Origin of the sequence: Plantactinospora sp. B6F1, assembly GCF_040120695.1 — a bacterium.
Classification (GTDB): domain Bacteria; phylum Actinomycetota; class Actinomycetes; order Mycobacteriales; family Micromonosporaceae; genus Plantactinospora.
On record NZ_JBEEAC010000002.1, the window covers coordinates 248,344 to 264,315 of the forward strand.

The window sequence follows — 15,972 nt, forward strand, 5'->3', positions numbered from 1 at the left end:
GCAGCGGGGACGGACCGTTTCCGATCCGCCCCCGCTCGCCGCGTTCCGCTGTCAGCGTTCGATCGTGCCGGCGATGAAGTCCTCGACGGCCTGGTGGGCCTCGTGGTCGGCGTACTGCTCCGGCGGCGACTTCATGAAGTAGCTCGACGCCGAGAGGATCGGACCGCCGACGCCCCGGTCGAGGGCGATCTTCGCGGCCCGGACCGCGTCGATGATGACGCCGGCCGAGTTGGGCGAGTCCCAGACCTCGAGCTTGAGTTCGGCGTTCAGCGGGACGTCGCCGAAGGAGCGCCCCTCCAGCCGGATGTACGCCCACTTGCGGTCGTCCAGCCACGGCACGTGGTCCGACGGCCCGATGTGCACGTCGCCCTTGTTGATCTCGTGCGGGATCTGGGAGGTCACCGACTGGGTCTTGGAGATCTTCTTCGAGACCAGGCGGCTGCGCTCCAGCATGTTCATGAAGTCCATGTTGCCGCCGAAGTTGAGCTGGTACGTGCGGAGCAGCTCGACACCCCGGTCCTCGAAGAGCTTGGCCAGCGCCCGGTGCACGATGGTCGCGCCGACCTGGCTCTTGATGTCGTCGCCGACGATCGGCAGCCCGGCGTCGGTGAACTTCTGCGCCCAGGCCGGGTCGGAGGCGATGAAGACCGGCAGCGCGTTCACGAAGGCGCAGCCCGCCTCGATCGCCGCGGTGGCGTAGAACTTCGCGGCCTCCTCGGAGCCCACCGGCAGGTAGCAGACCACCACGTCGACCCGGGCCTCGCGCAGCGCCGCGACGACGTCGGCCGGCTCGCGGTCGGACTCCTCGACGATCTCCCGGTAGTACTGGCCCAGCCCGTCCAGGGTCGGGCCGCGCTGTACGAGCACGCCGGTCGGCGGTACGTCGCAGAGCTTGATGGTGTTGTTCTCGCTGGCGACGATCGCTTCCGCGAGGTCCATGCCCACCTTCTTGGCGTCGACGTCGAACGCCGCGACGAACTCCACGTCCGAGACGTGGTAGTCGCCGAAGGTTACGTGCATGAGACCCGGGACGCGGTCGCCCGGGTCGGCATTGCGGTAGTACTCGACGCCCTGGACCAGGGACGAGGCGCAGTTACCCACACCGACGATGGCGACGCGGACGGAGCCCATCGCGTTTGCCTCCTTTGTGTTCATCACGGCCGCTCCGACTCATTCCTGGACTACCCAGGCGGAGGCGGGATGTTCTCTGTTGACGAACCCGGGGCGGTGCCCGGGGTGGACCCATCCGGGGTCCGGCCGGAGCGCTCGTTGGCGATGAGCTCCTCCAACCAGCGGACCTCGCGCTCACAGGCGTCGAGGCCGTGTCGCTGAAGTTCGAGCGTGTACGCGTCGAGCCGTTCGGCCGCTCGGCTCAACACGTCGCGCAGGCCCTCGCGACGCTCCTCCACCTTGCGGCGCCGGCCCTCCAGGATCCGGAGTCGGGTCGCTCGGTCGGTACGGGCGAAGAATGCGAAGTGCACTCCGAACCCGGTGTCCTCGTAACTCTCTGGACCGGTCTGGGCGATCAGCTCGGCGAACCGTTCCTTGCCCTCCGCGGTGATTTTGTAGACGACCCGTCCTCGACGGCTGGTCAGCGCCGGGATCTCCTCCGCGCTGGCCGGTGTCTCGGCCGCCTCGGTGATCCAGCCGGCCGCCTGCAACCGACGCAGGGTCGGATAGAGCGAGCCGTAGCTGATCGCCGCCCGGATCGCCCCGAGCTTGGCGGTGAGTTCCTTGCGGAGCTCGTAGCCGTGCATCGGGGACTCCTGTAGGAGACCGAGGATGGCGAGCTCGAACACGAGCACCCCTCTCCGTCGGACCCGATGGCTTCCCGCCGTTGGGAGCCGTTCACCGGCCCGATGTATCGGCCCGATACATCGCACCGTAGACCCTCCGGGGCGGCGAGGCAAACCCCCCGTACGGCACGGGTCCAATTACAGTCAGTGACGGTGGTCGCCTCGTCCGGCCGGACGCAGTACTCTTCTGCCCATGCGTTCCCAGCGCCAGGTCGTCGACTACTCGCTGCAGAAGCGAGCGGTGCTGCGTGAGGTGCATTCGGGCCGGGTGGCGACGTACGACGTGTGCGACGCCTCGCCGTACCTCAAGAACGCTGCCCGGTTCCACGGCGAACCGACCGAGACACTCTGTCCGGTCTGCCGCCGGGAGAATCTGACCCACGTCCACTACATTTATGGCGATGAACTCAAGCAGTCGGCCGGCCAGGCCCGCACCCGAGCGGAGTTGTCGGTGCTGGCGATGACCCTGCGTGAGTTCCAGGTGTACGTGGTGGAGGTGTGTCGCGGCTGCGACTGGAACCATCTCGTCGAGCAGTTCCTGCTCGGCCGGGACGGTGTCTCCGGTGACGACAGCCTGGGCGCTGCCGAGTCGGCCGCGGGTGGGGCCGCGGCCGTGTCGACGGGCCACTCGGTCAGACGAAGGCGCGAGGCACGCCGGTGACCGCGACTCGTACCCCGGCCCCAGGGATTTCTCCCCGCCGGCGGGACGAGTCTTATCTCGTAAACCGGATAAGTCCGGTTTTTTCCTTTATCGCGCCATCCGTAGACGGGCATGTCCGCGTCCGGGTGAAGCGTGTTCCAACTCACGGCAACCCGGTGGTGGCGCGCATGGCCATCACCGCGACCGGCAGGGTGTGACGAATGAACTCGTACGGCGATCCTAGTTCCGCGCGCGGTCGGGCCCAGTTCCCCGGCGCGAACGGCGACCACGGAGCAGCGGACGATCCATCCCGGCGCACACGAGACGGCGCTGATGACCGCCCGGCGGGCGGCGACCGGGGGGGCTGGCCGGCCAACGGCGCGTCGGGCGCGGCGAGTGGTGGCGGCCGTGCCTCGTCCGGCCGCGCGACCCCGCCGGGGCGCGCCTCGGTCGGCGGCGGCTGGGCGGCTCCGGTCTCGCCTGCCTCGGGTTCGGCCTCGGTCGGCTCGGCCTCTGCGGGCCGGGCGCGGGTTGGTGGCAGTGCGTCGGTTCCCGGCTCGGGCGGGGACTACGGCGCCGGCGGGGACTACGGCGCCGGTCGCGCCTCCACCGGTCGCGCGAGCGTGGGCACCGCCTCGGTGAGCGGCGGCGGTGCCGGGGCCGTGGGCGGCCGGGCGAGGGTCGGTCGGGCCGTCGTGCCCGTTTCGCCGGCCGGTCCGGGCGGGCCCGACGAGCCGAGCGACTCCGGTCGGTCCGGTGGCCGGCGCGGCCGGCGCGGCCAGCTCGACGAGGCGGCGCTGAAGCGGGCCAAGAGGCGCAAGCGGATGAACCTGGTCATCGCGGCGTTCGCCGTGTTCATCATGCTGACCGGCGGTGGGGTGGTGGGGATCACCTACTACTCGACAAACGTGGTGATGCCGGACCAGATCCCGCTGCCGGTCGGCACCACGATCCTCTCCAAGGACGGTAAGAAGCTGGTCACCCTCGGGCAGCAGGCCAGGACCATCGTGCCGCTGGCGAAGATCCCGCAACACGTGCAGTGGGCGGTGGCGGCGGCCGAGGACCGGAAGTTCTACGAGCACGACGGGGTGGACTACGTCGGCATCGCCCGTGCCGCGTGGAACAACTTCACCGGCGGCACCAAGCAGGGTGCGTCCACCATCACCCAGCAGTACGCCCGGAACGCCTACCAGAACCTGGCCGACGACAGCTACCAGCGCAAGCTGAAGGAAGCGATCCTCGCCTCCCGGTTGAACGACGAGTTCGACAAGGACGAGATCATGCAGCACTACCTCAACACCATCTACTTCGGCCGGGGCGCGTACGGCATCGAGATGGCGGCGGTGACGTTCTTCGGCAAGTCCGCCGAGAAGCTCGACGTCGGCGAGGCGGCGGTGCTGGCCGGGATGATCAAGCAGCCGGTCAACGACCCGCAGACCGGGGTGAAGGGCTTCGACCCGGCGCAGAACCGGGAGGCGGCCGAAGCCCGGTGGAACTACGTGCTCGACGGCATGGTCGAGAAGAAGTGGTTGGACCCTGCCAAGCGTCCCACCGAGTACCCCAAGGTGTTGAAGCCGAAGGACGCCAGCGCTTCGGTCGGGGTGAAGACGCCGGTCGGTAACGTGGTCAACTACGTCAAGGCCGAGATGGACGAGATGGGGCTGTGCCACAACGGGGCGGTGCCGGAAGGCAGCACCAAGCCGAACTGTGAGGTCACGCTCGCCACCGACGGTTACAAGATCACGACCACCATCGACCCGAAGCTGCAGGCCGCCGCGGAGAAGGCGGCCCAGCAGGAGAAGAAGACCTCCCCGCTGCACGGCCAGCCGAAGAACCTGCAGGCGGCGCTGGTCTCGATCGACCCGAAGAACGGTGAGGTGCGCGCCTACTACGGCGGCAACAGCGGCGTGGGCATCGACTACGCCGGGGAGAACATCATCGGGGGCAAGCTGACCGGCGGGCATCCGGCGGGCTCCTCGTTCAAGGTCTACACCCTGGCGGCCGCGATCGCGGAGGGCATCTCGATCGAGTCGCACTGGGATTCCACGCCGTTCAAGCCGGAGGGCTTCAAGGACAAGATCGTGAACGCCGGCCGGAATCCCAGCTGCAAGAAGTACTGCGAGCTGATTGAGTCGACCGTCAAGTCGTACAACGTGCCCTTTTACCACATCAGCGAGAAGATCGGCCCCGACAAGATCGTCAACATGGCGCGGCAGGCCGGGATCAGGACGATGTGGACGACCGACCCCAAGGGATCGCAACCGGTCGACCTGACGAAGAAGAAGCCCGAGGAGGTCGCGCCGCACCCGTTCTTCCACGTCGTGGCGTACGGGCAGTACCCGATCACGGTGCTCGACCACGCCAACGGGCTCGCCACGCTGGCCAACCGGGGCAAGTACAACAGGGCCCACTTCATCAAGACGATCGAGCAGCAGGACAAGGAGACCGGCGCCTGGCGGAAGATCGGCGGCGCGCAGCTCAAGCCGGCCCAGCGGATCAGCACCGAGGTGGCCGACGAGGTCACCTCGGTGCTGAAGAAGATCCCGGGCGCCAACGGGGCCAACCTGGCGGGTGGGCGGCAGGCGGCCGGTAAGACCGGCACCTGGCAGTACGGCGACACCAAGAGCAACGCCGACGCCTGGATGGTCGGATACACCCCGGAGCTGGCCACCGCGGTCTGGATCGGCAGCGACGACCCGAAGAAGCCGAAGATCCGGACCGAGGGTGGCGGAGACGTCAGCGGTGGCAACCTGCCCGCCGACATCTGGAAGCAGTACATGGACGATGCGCTCTCCGGCAAAAAGAAGAGTGCGCTTCCGGACTCCAGGGGCATCGGAGACCGCGATGCCGGCAACGGCGTGAAGCCGCCGGACCCGCCGCAGTGCCCGTTCCCAATCAACGGCCTCTGCCCGCCGAACACCGGTGGTCCCGGACCCGGTGGTCCCGACAACCCCGATCTCCCCGGCTTCCCGGACCTTCCCGGTGGCCCGGGCGGCCCCGACAATCCGGGTGGCGACCCGGACGGCGGCGGGGGCGGTCGTGGCGGTGGAAACGCGACCCTGCCCAACACGACGACGGGCACCCGGGATTGAGATCCTGAAATCGGGCCACGTGGCGGCGCCCCCCCCCAGCTCCGGTCGGGGGCGCCGCCGTCTCTCCGGTCCAGGTGGGCGTCGAAGCTTACCGGCAGGGCCGGCGCGACCGGATTGCCGGCTGGCTTCGGTGCTCGTCGCGACGGCCCGGATACGGCAGGATGCGTAGTCATGAGCGCGCAGTCGCCGGCTGGCATCGACGAGCCTGAGAATGTCGACCCCCCGAAGGCCGACCATCCGTCCCGGTCCGACGGCTTCGTTCGCGGGCTCTCCGAGGCCATCGGCGGCCCGGTCGGCGCACACGCAAGCGGCAGCGAACGCCGGGGCACCCAGGCCAGCGGCCGGTTCTGGACCGCCGCCCGGATCGTGCTCGCGCTGACCTGCCTCACCCTGGCTCTGCACTGGGTGCAGAAGTCGCCCTGCCAGGACGGCGCCTGGCAGAACAACGTCCAGTACACCCGGTTCTGCTACACCGACGTGCTCGCCCTCTACTACGCCGAAGGGCTCAACGAGGGCAAGGTCCCCTACCGGGACCATCCGGTGGAGTACCCGGTGGTCACCGGCTACTTCATGGGGGCGCTCGGCCTTCCGGTGCACAGCGTCGGGGTCGACCGGCCGGATATCAACCAGGCACAGTGGTTCTACAACCTCAACGCGCTGGTCCTCGGCGCGCTCGCGGTGGCCACCGTGGCGATGATCCTCGCGTTGCGCCGCCGCCGGCCGTGGGACGCCGCGATGTTCGCGCTCTCCCCGGCGCTGCTGGTCACCGCCACCGTCAACTGGGACCTGCTCGCCATCGGGTTGGCCGCGATCGGCATGTACGCCTGGGCGAAACGACAACCCCTGGCCGCCGGCATCCTGCTCGGGCTGGCCGCCTCCGCGAAACTCTGGCCGCTCTTCGTGCTCTGGCCACTTCTCCTGCTCGGGCTGCGTACCGCGCGGGTGAAGGAGATGGTGGTGACGATCGGTTCGGCCGTCGCCACCATCGTGGCGGTGAACCTGCCGATCGCACTCCTCTACTTCGACAACTGGCGACGGTTCTTCGACCTGAACAGCGAGCGGGCGGTCGACTGGGGCACCCTCTGGTACATCGGCCGCTACCTGGACAGCAAGTGGAACAGCGGCAGCCCCGGCGACCAGGGGCCGTTCCAGTGGCTCAGCAACAACATCCCAACCCTGAACACCCTGTCGTACGCCCTGATCACCGTCGCCTTCCTCGCCATCGGCGCGCTGGCGCTCTTCGCGAAGCGTCGACCCCGGCTGGCCGCGCTGGTCTTCCTGATGGTCGCGGCGTTCCTGATCTTCAGCAAGGTGTGGTCGCAGCAGTTCAACCTCTGGCTGTTGCCCCTGCTGGTGCTGGCCCGGCCGCGCTGGGGAGCCTTCCTCGCCTGGCAGTTCGCCGAGATCGGCTACTTCGTCGCGTTCTACGGCGAGTTGCTCGGGGCCGGCGGCAAGCAGGTCTTCCCGGAGGGGGTCTTCGTACTCGCCGCCACCCTTCGGCTGACCACCGTGGTGGTGCTCTGCGTACTGGTCGTCCGGGACATCCTGCGGCCCGAGGGCGACCCCGTCCGCGACACCTACCTCGACGACCCCGACGGCGGGGTCTACGACGGCGCACCGGACGCATCGTGGCTGGCCCGACTCCGAGCTGGCCGGCCGACGCCGGCCGAACCGGCACCGGCCACCACCTGAGTCCCGCCCGGGCGGAGCCGGGCAGGACCCCATCGGGGCGGGATCGACGGGTACGGCCGGGATCAGAGCCGGTAGACGACCGTCTCCCCGACGTCCTCCCGGCTGATCCCCAGGCTGTCGACCGGCAGGTCGACGGTGGCCTGCAACGGAGTGCCGGCCACCCGCTCCCGGAGCACGATCACCGTACGCACGCCCATGCCGCGCAGGAAGTCGATGCTCGGCTGGTCGGGGAAGTTCGCGGTGACCTGGCGTACCTCGGCGAGCCGCTCCGGGGTGAACCCGCTGCCCCCGTTGACGATGTCCTGGAACCGGCTGGTCGACCAGAGCATCACGTGCTGGTCGGTCTTCTGATCCGAGGGGAGCACCAGGATCGGGCCGTTGGCGACCCGCATCGACGCGGGCTGTACCGGTACCACCGGGTGCGGCGTGGTGTTGAGCCCCTCGGCCAGCACCAGCACGATCGGCAGCAGCGTGACCAGCCGGAGGAACGGTCCCGGCCGGGGCGGCACCCGTTCGGCGGCCGAGATCTGCCGGGCCCGCGCCGCGTACGCGCCGACCGAGCCGGCGGCGAGGACGCCGAGCAGCAGGGTGACCCAGATCATCAGCCGCCCCGGGGTACGCAGACCGTCCCAGCCGGGCAGATGCTCGAAGAGCGGCTGGTAGGTGTAGGTGCCGCCGAAGAACCGGGTGCCCATCGCCAGCACCCCGCCGGCGAGTACGGCCGCCAGCAGCAGCAGGCGTTGGCGTACCGTCCAGATCGAGAAGAAGAGGCCGGCGAGGGCGAGCGCGAAGAGGACGTACCCCGGCAGCAGGGTGGTCTCCGGTAGCCCGGGCAGCCCGGCCCGGACCGGCTCGTGCAGGTCGCCCCAGATCAGCGACTCCGGCGGGGCGGTGAGGAAACCACCCGGCGGCGGGGAGTAGTTGTGCAGCTCCTCGGCGGTACGCCGGGCGTGGGGGTGCAACTCGGCGACCTTGAAGTACGGGATCGCCAGCAGGCCGCCCGTCGCCGCGAAGATCGCGCCGCCCCAGAAGTCGGCCAGCAGCAGCCGGAACCCGAACCACCGCCGCCGTGGCCGACGCAGGATCCGCCGGACCAGCCAGCTCAGCAGCACCACGACCACGATCAGACCCATCACGTACGCGAAGGCGAGGCCGATGCCGAATCCGAGGCTGAGCTGCCAGGCAGCGACCAGCCAGCCGGCGAACGCCCAGCCGGAGCGTCGACGTTCGGGCCGGTAGCCGTGCCGCAGCGACCAGCCGTGTCCCCGGGCCAGCATGGCCAGGGCGAGCGGGATGCCGCCGTTGGAGAGCACGTGCAGGTGACCGGCCTGACCGAGCAGCCACGGCGCGTACGCGAAGCTGATCCCCGCCACGACGGCGCCGATCCGCCCCGCCCCGAGTTGCCGCACCAGCGCGTACGCCCCGAGCACGGCGAGCGCGTGGGCCAGTACGAAGAGGATGTTGTAGCGGAGGATCGCCGCCTCCGGACCCTGCCCGATCATGCCCGCCGGGGCGTACCCGAGCAGGGTGTCGGAGAAGGCGAAAGTCCAGGTCTCCGGGAAGAAGGCATTGCTCTGCCAGAGCTGGGCCGGCTTGGTCAGCAGGATGTGCCCGGACCAGGCCACCTGCCAGGCCTGTAGCGCCGGGTCCCAGTAGTCCTGCGGCAGGGTGTGCCGGGGATAGCGCAGTGTCGGCCAGGTCATCAGGACCGCCAGGGCCAGCGCGCCGAGCCCGGCCAGGGTCCACTCGTGTACCAGTCGACGACCGACCGCCCGACCGATCCGCCGGACCCGTCCGGGTACCACCTCGGGAGCTGGCGCGAACGCGGCGAACGGATCGGCGGGCTTCGCCGGCTCGGCTTCGCCGGCCGCCTCGCCCTTCCCGTCCCCGGCGTCCTTCCCGTCCTTGCTTTTCCCGTCCTCGGCGTCCTTGCCGTTGCCGTTCTTGCTTTTCCCGTCCTCGGCGTCCTTGCCGTTGCCGTCCCCGGCGACGGCGTCCTTGCTGGTCTGGTCCCCGCCGCTGTCGGGCTGCGCCGGGTCCCCGGGCGGGGTGCCGGTGGGGGGCGAGCCGTCGCCCGCGTCCGGTACGGCCGACCGCAGGATCGCGGTGGTTCCGGGTTCGGTCGACGCCGCCCGCGTGCCGCCGTCTGCCGCCCGCGCGCCGCTGACCCCGGAGTCCGGGGCGGTGGGCGCATCGGATGCTGCCGGGGTCTCCGCCGGCCCGGTCGTGGCCGCCTCGTCCGGGGGCGGGGCCGGATCGGTGCCCGTCGGCGTGCCGGATCCGGTTGTCTCGTTGGCGTTGGACTGGTCCGTCGACATCGGGTCCCCGCCCCTATCGGCCCACGCGGTCACGAAGATAGGCGATGTCCGCGGCCTGGCCGTCGACCCCGCCGGGGGTCTCGACGATGACCGGCGCACCGGCCGCCCGGACCACCGCCACCACCAGCTCCGGATCGATGGTGCCGCCGGTCAGGTTCTCATGGCGGTCCCGGCCGGAGCCGAAGGCGTCCTTGGAGCCGTTGGCGTGGATCAGGTCGATCCGGCCGGTGATCGCCAGCACCCGGTCGACGACGTTCAGTAGCTCCTCACCGCCCGCGTGCGCATGACAGGTGTCCAGACAGAAGCCCACGTCGTACTCGCCCACCGCGTCCCAGAGCCGGGCCAGGTTGTCGAACCGGCGGGCACAGGCGTTGTCGCCGCCGGCCGTGTTCTCGATGAGCACCGGAACGTCGTGCCCACCGGACTCGGCGGCCTGGGCGAACGCCTTGCGCCAGTTGTCGAATCCCCTGGCGAGGTCGTCGCCCGCGTTCACGTGCCCACCGTGCACGACCAGACCCTTGGCGCCGATCGCCGCGGCGGCGGTGGCATGGCCGAGCAGCAGCTTCCGGCTGGGGATGCGGATCCGGTTGTTGGTGGTGGCGAGGTTGACGACGTACGGCGCGTGGACATAGAGGTCCACCTCGGAATCACGCAGCCGGGCCGCGTCGGCCCGTGGCCGCGGTGTCTTCCAGTCCTTCTGCGGATCGGCGAGGAAGAACTGGACCGCGTCCGCCTTCCGGAGGGCAGCCTCGTCCAACGGATCCGTGGCGTCGACATGGGCTCCGATACGCATGGAGGCGAGCCTACGTCGCGCCGGCCGGCCGGGCGGGGACGGGCGCACCTCTCCGGCCCGGCAGCTCGGCGGCGCGGCCCCGGGGCGGTACGCGTCACCGCCCGGGGAGTGGATCGTTTCTCCAGGTGAGATCCGTTCGCCCGGCGTACGGGCCGGGCCGGGTCGATCCACGAACTGTGCCGGAAGAGGAAGACGTGGTCCTGTCACTCCGACGCCGCCGAGCCACCGCGGTGGTCGCCGCGCTCTTCGCGGGCGCGCCACCGCTGCTGTTCGGCTTCGCGGCCGGCGTGCCGGAGCCGCCGTCCAGAGCCGGGATGGTGCCGGCCGGGGTCTTCCCCGCCGGGTCGGTCGGGCGAGTCGAGGTGGGGTCGGTGCCGCGTGGTCCCGACGTGGCCGACCCCCGGAGCGCCGGGGCGCCGCAGGATGCGGCGCCGGGCAGCTACCCTCCGCCGCTCGACCGACCCGGCGGGGCTGCCGCCGTCCCGGTGGATCCGGCCGATCCGGCCCGGCCCGCCGGACAGGTCACGCTGCTGGCGCTGGTGGCCGCCGTTTGTGTGGTCGGAGTCTCGGCAGGAGCGATTCGGGCAATTCTCGCTCAACGCACAAGACAGATGGTTATCGCGTAAGCTGACAATACAATAGGCTCCGCGGGGCGCCTTCCATCCAACTCATCGGTGTGGTCGTTCCTCCCCAGGTCCCACCCAAAGAATGCGGACGGGATGCGCCCCGCGGCTCTGCGTTCAGCAGCCTCCTCCGGTCACCGCGACCGGAGGAGGCTCCTGTCGTCGGTCGGCGTCCGGCGGCGTCGCCGGTCATCGCCGGACCGGCCAGGCTCGCCGGGGCAGCCCGGCTCGCCGGGTCCGCCGACGTCCTCTGCCGGTGCACCGGGTATTCTGCTCAGGTTGTCCGTGGCGTGCCGGGATCCCTCCCGAGACCGTACGGGCAACGACGCATGACCTCCTGCCACGGAAGGACCGTGGCCGCTAGCCCAGAGGAGGTGAGCACGTCTTGCGTCATTACGAGATTATGGTCATCCTCGATCCAAGCCTCGAGGAGCGCACCGTCGCCCCGTCGCTCGACACGTACCTCAACGTGATCCGGACCGCGGGTGGCTCGGTGGAGAAGCTCGACGTGTGGGGCCGCCGGCGCCTCGCGTTCGAGATCGACAAAAAGGCCGAGGGAATCTACGCCGTCATCGACCTGCAGGCGACGCCTGCGGCGGTGGCCGAGCTGGACCGGCAGCTCCGACTCAACGAGTCCGTGCTGCGCACCAAGGTCATCCGGCCGGAGACGCGCTGACGCGTTTCCGGCACGCCCGGATCAGCCTCATCCGTCCTGTCGTACTGCTCTGGCAGCCTTTCAGGGACTGATGAGTGCGCGAGGAGATGGTCATGGCAGGAGATACCACCATCACGGTCATCGGCAACCTGACCGACGACCCCGAGTTGCGTTTCACCCCGTCCGGCGCCGCGGTCGCCAAGTTCCGGGTCGCCTCGACGCCCCGGTTCATGGACCGGACGACGAACGAGTGGAAGGACGGCGAGCCGCTCTTCCTCTCGTGCACCGTCTGGCGGCAGGCCGCCGAGCACGTCGCCGAGTCGTTGCAGCGCGGCACCCGCGTGATCGTGTCGGGCCGGCTGCGGCAGCGGTCCTACGAGACTCGTGAGGGTGAGAAGCGCACCGTCATCGAGCTGGAGGTCGACGAGATCGGCCCGTCGCTGCGGTACGCCACGGCGAAGGTGCAGAAGATGTCGCGCTCCGGCGGCGGCGGGTTCGGCGCCTCCGGCGGTGGTGGGGGCGGTGGCCAGGGCGGCGGAGGCAACTTCGACGACCCGTGGGCCACGGCGGCTCCGGCCTCCTCGCGTTCGTCCGGTTCGGGCGGCGGAAACTTCGACGACGAGCCCCCGTTCTGACCCGCGTGCGGAGCACTCGGGATCGCAAACCAGGAGCAAGAGCAATGGCAAAGGCTGCGGCACTGCGCAAGCCGAAGAAGAAGGTGAACCCGCTCGACAAGGACGGGATCACCTACATCGACTACAAGGACACCGCGCTGCTGCGCAAATTCATCTCCGACCGCGGCAAGATCCGCGCTCGGCGGGTGACCGGGGTCACCTCCCAGCAGCAGCGGCAGATTGCCCGTGCGGTCAAGAACGCGCGTGAGATGGCGCTTCTGCCGTACACGGCCACGGCGCGCTGAGGGGAGGCACCGACATGAAGATCATCCTGACCCAGGAGGTGTCGGGCCTCGGTGGCCCCGGCGACATCGTCGAGGTCAAGGACGGTTACGGCCGCAACTACCTGCTGCCGCAGGGCTTCGCGATCGCCTGGACGAAGGGCGCGGAGAAGCAGGTCACGGTCATCCAGCGGGCCCGCGCGGCCCGGGAGATCCGGGACCTCGGTCACGCCAACGAGGTGAAGGCCCAACTTGAGGGTCTCAAGGTCAACCTGACCGCGCGCGCCGGCACCGGCGGGCGGCTCTTCGGCTCGGTGACCCCGGGCGACGTGGTGGACGCGGTGAAGGCGGCCGGCGGGCCGTCCCTCGACCGGCGTCGGCTGGAGTTGCCCGGCGCCATCAAGTCGGTCGGCAGCCACCAGGTGCGGGTCAAGCTGCACCCGGAGGTCACCGCTCGGTTCGACCTGAAGGTCGTACCGGGCAAGTAGCCGGCCCGGCGACAGACAGCAGTTCCGGGGTGCCGTCCGATCGGGCGGCACCCCGGAGTCGTCTTTCCGGTCTTCGAGAGTCGTCTTTCCGGTCTTCGGCGACGGGTAGGGCAGTCCCTCCGTCAGCCGGGCCAGCGTCCGGGGGCGGTGGGCGGGCAGCCGGGATCCCGGGCACGCCCGGCGGTCCCGGCTTGCAGTGGCGGTCGGCGGACCGCGTCAGCCGATCGGTTCACCGCTGATGGCGCTGAAGAAGACGGTCGACAGCCCTCCGCCGACGACCGCGGCCGCGAGCCCGACGGTCACCGCCCGCCAGGTGCGGTTGAACCAGCGCATCAGGGCCGCGACCACCAGACCGGTGGCCAGCGCGGCGAGGAACCGGGGCACCCCGGCCAGCAGGGCGGCGATGGCCTGGCCGCGCTCCGACTCGCAGGCGCCGGAGGCTCCGGGTACGCAGTCCACCGGCACACTCCCGTCGAGCGTGAGTACCCAGACGAAGACGGCCAGTACGGCGACCGCGTACCACGCGACGGTGTAGAGAACGGCGGTCAGTGGACCGCTGGGGCGCGGATCGAGCAGATCGTCTTCGAGGCGTCGACTCAGTGGGCTGGGGCGGCCGGTCCGGGTCGCCGAGGGGACCAGGCTGCCGCTCGGCGCGCGCCGACGACTCGTACCCGTTCCGCCGACACCCCGGGCCGAACCCACCGTACCGGCACGGCCACGACCCGGCGCCGGTCGCCGGACCGGCGTGGTGGGCTCGCTCGCCCGACGCGCCGGCGACACCGGCCGGGCCGAGGGCGGGTACGCCACCGCCGGAGAGCGCGGAGCCGAGTCCGGGATGCCCATCCAGCGTGGGTCGTCGCCGGCCAGCCGGGTGCCGGACCAGAACCCGTCACCGCCGGTCGGCTCGGTACCGGCCGCGTGCCGGGAATCGCCGTCGGTAGGGATGTCGCGTCCACCACCGGCATCCCTGGCCAGCCCGGCGAGTTCTCCGTGCCGCCACTCGCTGGTGTCGGTGAACCGGTCCCACTGGCCGGTGTCGGTGAACCCGTCCCACCGGCCTGCATCGGCGCTCCGGTCCCGGCGGCGGCCGGCGACGGCAGCCCTCGGCGACTCGGAGTCGGTGACCGGGTCCAACATACCGGTGTCGGTGAGCCGGTCCCACGGTCCGGCGTCGGTACGCCAGCCCGTGCCGGCTCCGGCGTCGGTACGCCGGCCCTCGCCCGCGGCCTCCCCGCGCCATTCGGGCCGGGCACCGGCGTGTCGGCCCGGGGCACCCCGCTCGTCAGCGCCCCGGTGTACCGGTCCGGCATCGTCCCGGTGCCGGCGGACGGGCTCGGCGTCCGGGGCGCGTCGCCGTTCGCGGGCAACGGGACCGGCCGGACCCCGCGGCGGATCGCCGCTCCGCGTCCGGCGGCCGGTCCCGGCGCCCGAATCGCCTTCGCCGGGTGACCGCACCCAGCGAGCGGTCGCTCTCGCCTGTTCGGCCTCCGAGCCCGGCTCGACAACGGTGGCGGTGTCCGGCCGCTCCGCCACCTCGGTCGGCTCCTCGGCGCGGTGCCGGGAACGCCGTCCGGCGGGTGGCGGTCGGCTCGGATCGTCGGGCTCCCATCCGGCGGCCGGCGCGGCACGGCGTCGACGCCCAGGCGCGGGCTGCGCCGAGCCGTACGCCGGGTCGGGCTCCCGCTCGTCGGCCGGACCCCATCGGCTGGGCGCTGGATCGTCGGGCCGGCCCCATCGGCTGGGCTCCCGCTCGTCGGCCGGACCCCATCGGCTCAGCGTGGGATCGTCGGCCCGGCTCCGCTGGCCGGGCGTGGGATCGTCGGCCGGCTCCCGCCAGCCGGGTGGGGTGTCGGCCCGGCCGCGGCGACCGCTCGACGGCGGATCGGCGGCTCCGGTACCCCAGCCGGAGGTGGGTACGCCGGTCGGGTCGTCGTCCGGTTCGGCCCGGCGTCGTCGGCCCCGGCCGGATGTCGTGGGGCGGTCGCCGAGCGGTCCGCTGTGCGCGCCGGCACCGGTGGTGGGCGCCGCGGCGGCCCATCCGCCGGAGGTGGGCGCGTCGGCGATCCATCCGCCGCTGGTCGGTGCCGCGCCGCTGGTCGGTGCCGCGCCGCTGGCTGGGGGTCCGCCGACCCACCCGCTGGTGGGGGCAGCCTCGACCCAACCGCTGGTTGGCGCGGCGGCGGCCAGGTCGTCGACCTCGCCCCCGGGCCAGCCGGCCCCGGCGCGACGCCTGCCGCGCCGGCCGGGCACCCCGGTGTCGGTGATCTCGCTCCGCGTGTGCTCGGTCGAGGCACCGCGCCGACCGGCACCGTCGCGCCATTCCGCACCGTCGCGCAGACCGGCACCGTCGCGCCAACCCGTTCCATCGCGCAGACCGGCACCATCGTGCCAGCGGTCTCCGGTGCTTTCGCCGCCAGGTGTCTCCGCAGCCGGACCGCTCGGACCCCGCCAGTATTCGCCGCTGCTGTCCCAGCTCACCTCCGGGGCGACCCGTCGACGCCCGGACCGTCGGCCGCCCTCCGTCGCCGGCTCGGCCGCCGGGCCGGTGTGATGGTGTCGGCCCGCGTCGCCGCGATCCGGCTCGGACTCCGAGGTCCACTCAGGGGTGTCGGCGTACGCCCGGGAGGAGCGGGGCTGGGGCGGCTCAATGGACTCCCGGGCCCAGGACGGTGTGTAGCTGTCGACCGGGTCCGGCGCGCCACGGTACCGGGCTCGCCGCCGGCTCGGCGTGCGATAGGCGACGTCGGGACGCGAGTAGGGGTCCTCCGGCCAGGCCGTCGCCGGGTCGCTCCGGCCGCCGCCGTCCTGCCACTCATGTCGGGCGAGCTCACCCCGCCCCCGATCCCGATGGTCCACAGCCGAGGCGTGACCTTTCTGGTTTAGTCGATCGAGAGGAGTCTGCTAGGTCGTTCGCGAGTAGCCGTACGCAAGATTGCCGTCGCCCGATGATACGCCGTCCCGGTAGCCCGAATTTGACCTG

General features: G+C 71.2%; 13 protein-coding genes. 8 read left to right on the top strand and 5 right to left on the bottom strand.

From position 1 onward, the window contains the following. Window positions 1-51: 51 nt before the first annotated feature. Complete coding sequence (locus tag ABNF97_RS04275; RefSeq protein ID WP_130461275.1) at window positions 52-1,131, bottom strand: inositol-3-phosphate synthase; 1,080 nt, start codon at window positions 1,129-1,131, stop codon at window positions 52-54. Between the two features lie 50 nt (window positions 1,132-1,181). Beyond that, window positions 1,182-1,799: a helix-turn-helix transcriptional regulator gene (locus ABNF97_RS04280; RefSeq protein WP_130465712.1), complete on the bottom strand. Its 618-nt coding sequence runs from the start codon at window positions 1,797-1,799 to the stop codon at window positions 1,182-1,184. A 190-nt stretch (window positions 1,800-1,989) separates the two neighbouring features. Between ABNF97_RS04280 and ABNF97_RS04285 the strand changes: the two genes are divergently transcribed. From ABNF97_RS04285 to ABNF97_RS04295, 3 genes are all read left to right on the top strand, one after another. After that, window positions 1,990-2,457 carry a DUF5318 family protein gene (locus tag ABNF97_RS04285; protein ID WP_130461276.1) on the top strand — a complete coding sequence of 156 codons (468 nt, stop codon included), beginning with the start codon at window positions 1,990-1,992 and terminating at the stop codon, window positions 2,455-2,457. A 200-nt stretch (window positions 2,458-2,657) separates the two neighbouring features. Beyond that, complete coding sequence (locus ABNF97_RS04290) at window positions 2,658-5,528, top strand: transglycosylase domain-containing protein (RefSeq protein ID WP_502930439.1); 2,871 nt, start codon at window positions 2,658-2,660, stop codon at window positions 5,526-5,528. A 171-nt stretch (window positions 5,529-5,699) separates the two neighbouring features. Continuing rightward, on the top strand, window positions 5,700-7,220 hold the full coding sequence (locus tag ABNF97_RS04295; protein ID WP_130461281.1) for a glycosyltransferase 87 family protein: 1,521 nt from the start codon (window positions 5,700-5,702) through the stop codon (window positions 7,218-7,220). 62 nt (window positions 7,221-7,282) lie between these two features. Here the strand turns inward: ABNF97_RS04295 and ABNF97_RS04300 are convergent, their stop codons facing one another. Together ABNF97_RS04300 and ABNF97_RS04305 are read right to left on the bottom strand one after the other, a co-directional pair. After that, complete coding sequence (locus ABNF97_RS04300; protein ID WP_349337715.1) at window positions 7,283-9,538, bottom strand: hypothetical protein; 2,256 nt, start codon at window positions 9,536-9,538, stop codon at window positions 7,283-7,285. Between the two features lie 13 nt (window positions 9,539-9,551). Beyond that, on the bottom strand, window positions 9,552-10,331 hold the full coding sequence (locus tag ABNF97_RS04305) for a deoxyribonuclease IV (protein ID WP_349337716.1): 780 nt from the start codon (window positions 10,329-10,331) through the stop codon (window positions 9,552-9,554). 194 nt (window positions 10,332-10,525) lie between these two features. Between ABNF97_RS04305 and ABNF97_RS04310 the strand changes: the two genes are divergently transcribed. The 5 genes from ABNF97_RS04310 to rplI all read left to right on the top strand — a co-directional run bounded on the left by ABNF97_RS04310 (window position 10,526) and on the right by rplI (window position 12,992). After that, complete coding sequence (locus ABNF97_RS04310) at window positions 10,526-10,957, top strand: hypothetical protein (RefSeq protein ID WP_130461284.1); 432 nt, start codon at window positions 10,526-10,528, stop codon at window positions 10,955-10,957. A gap of 382 nt (window positions 10,958-11,339) precedes the next feature. Then, window positions 11,340-11,630, top strand: a complete 291-nt coding sequence (rpsF, locus tag ABNF97_RS04315; protein WP_101368798.1) for a 30S ribosomal protein S6 — start codon at window positions 11,340-11,342, stop codon at window positions 11,628-11,630. 74 nt (window positions 11,631-11,704) lie between these two features. Beyond that, window positions 11,705-12,244, top strand: a complete 540-nt coding sequence (locus ABNF97_RS04320) for a single-stranded DNA-binding protein (RefSeq protein WP_130461285.1) — start codon at window positions 11,705-11,707, stop codon at window positions 12,242-12,244. A 44-nt stretch (window positions 12,245-12,288) separates the two neighbouring features. Then, window positions 12,289-12,528, top strand: coding sequence for a 30S ribosomal protein S18 (gene rpsR, locus ABNF97_RS04325; protein ID WP_007073789.1), 240 nt, complete (start codon window positions 12,289-12,291; stop codon window positions 12,526-12,528). A 14-nt stretch (window positions 12,529-12,542) separates the two neighbouring features. Beyond that, the gene (rplI, locus tag ABNF97_RS04330; protein WP_349337717.1) at window positions 12,543-12,992 is read left to right on the top strand and encodes a 50S ribosomal protein L9; all 450 of its coding nucleotides are present in this window, start codon (window positions 12,543-12,545) and stop codon (window positions 12,990-12,992) included. 216 nt (window positions 12,993-13,208) lie between these two features. Here the strand turns inward: rplI and ABNF97_RS04335 are convergent, their stop codons facing one another. After that, complete coding sequence (locus tag ABNF97_RS04335) at window positions 13,209-15,848, bottom strand: hypothetical protein (protein WP_349337718.1); 2,640 nt, start codon at window positions 15,846-15,848, stop codon at window positions 13,209-13,211. Between the last annotated feature and the right edge of the window lie 124 nt (window positions 15,849-15,972).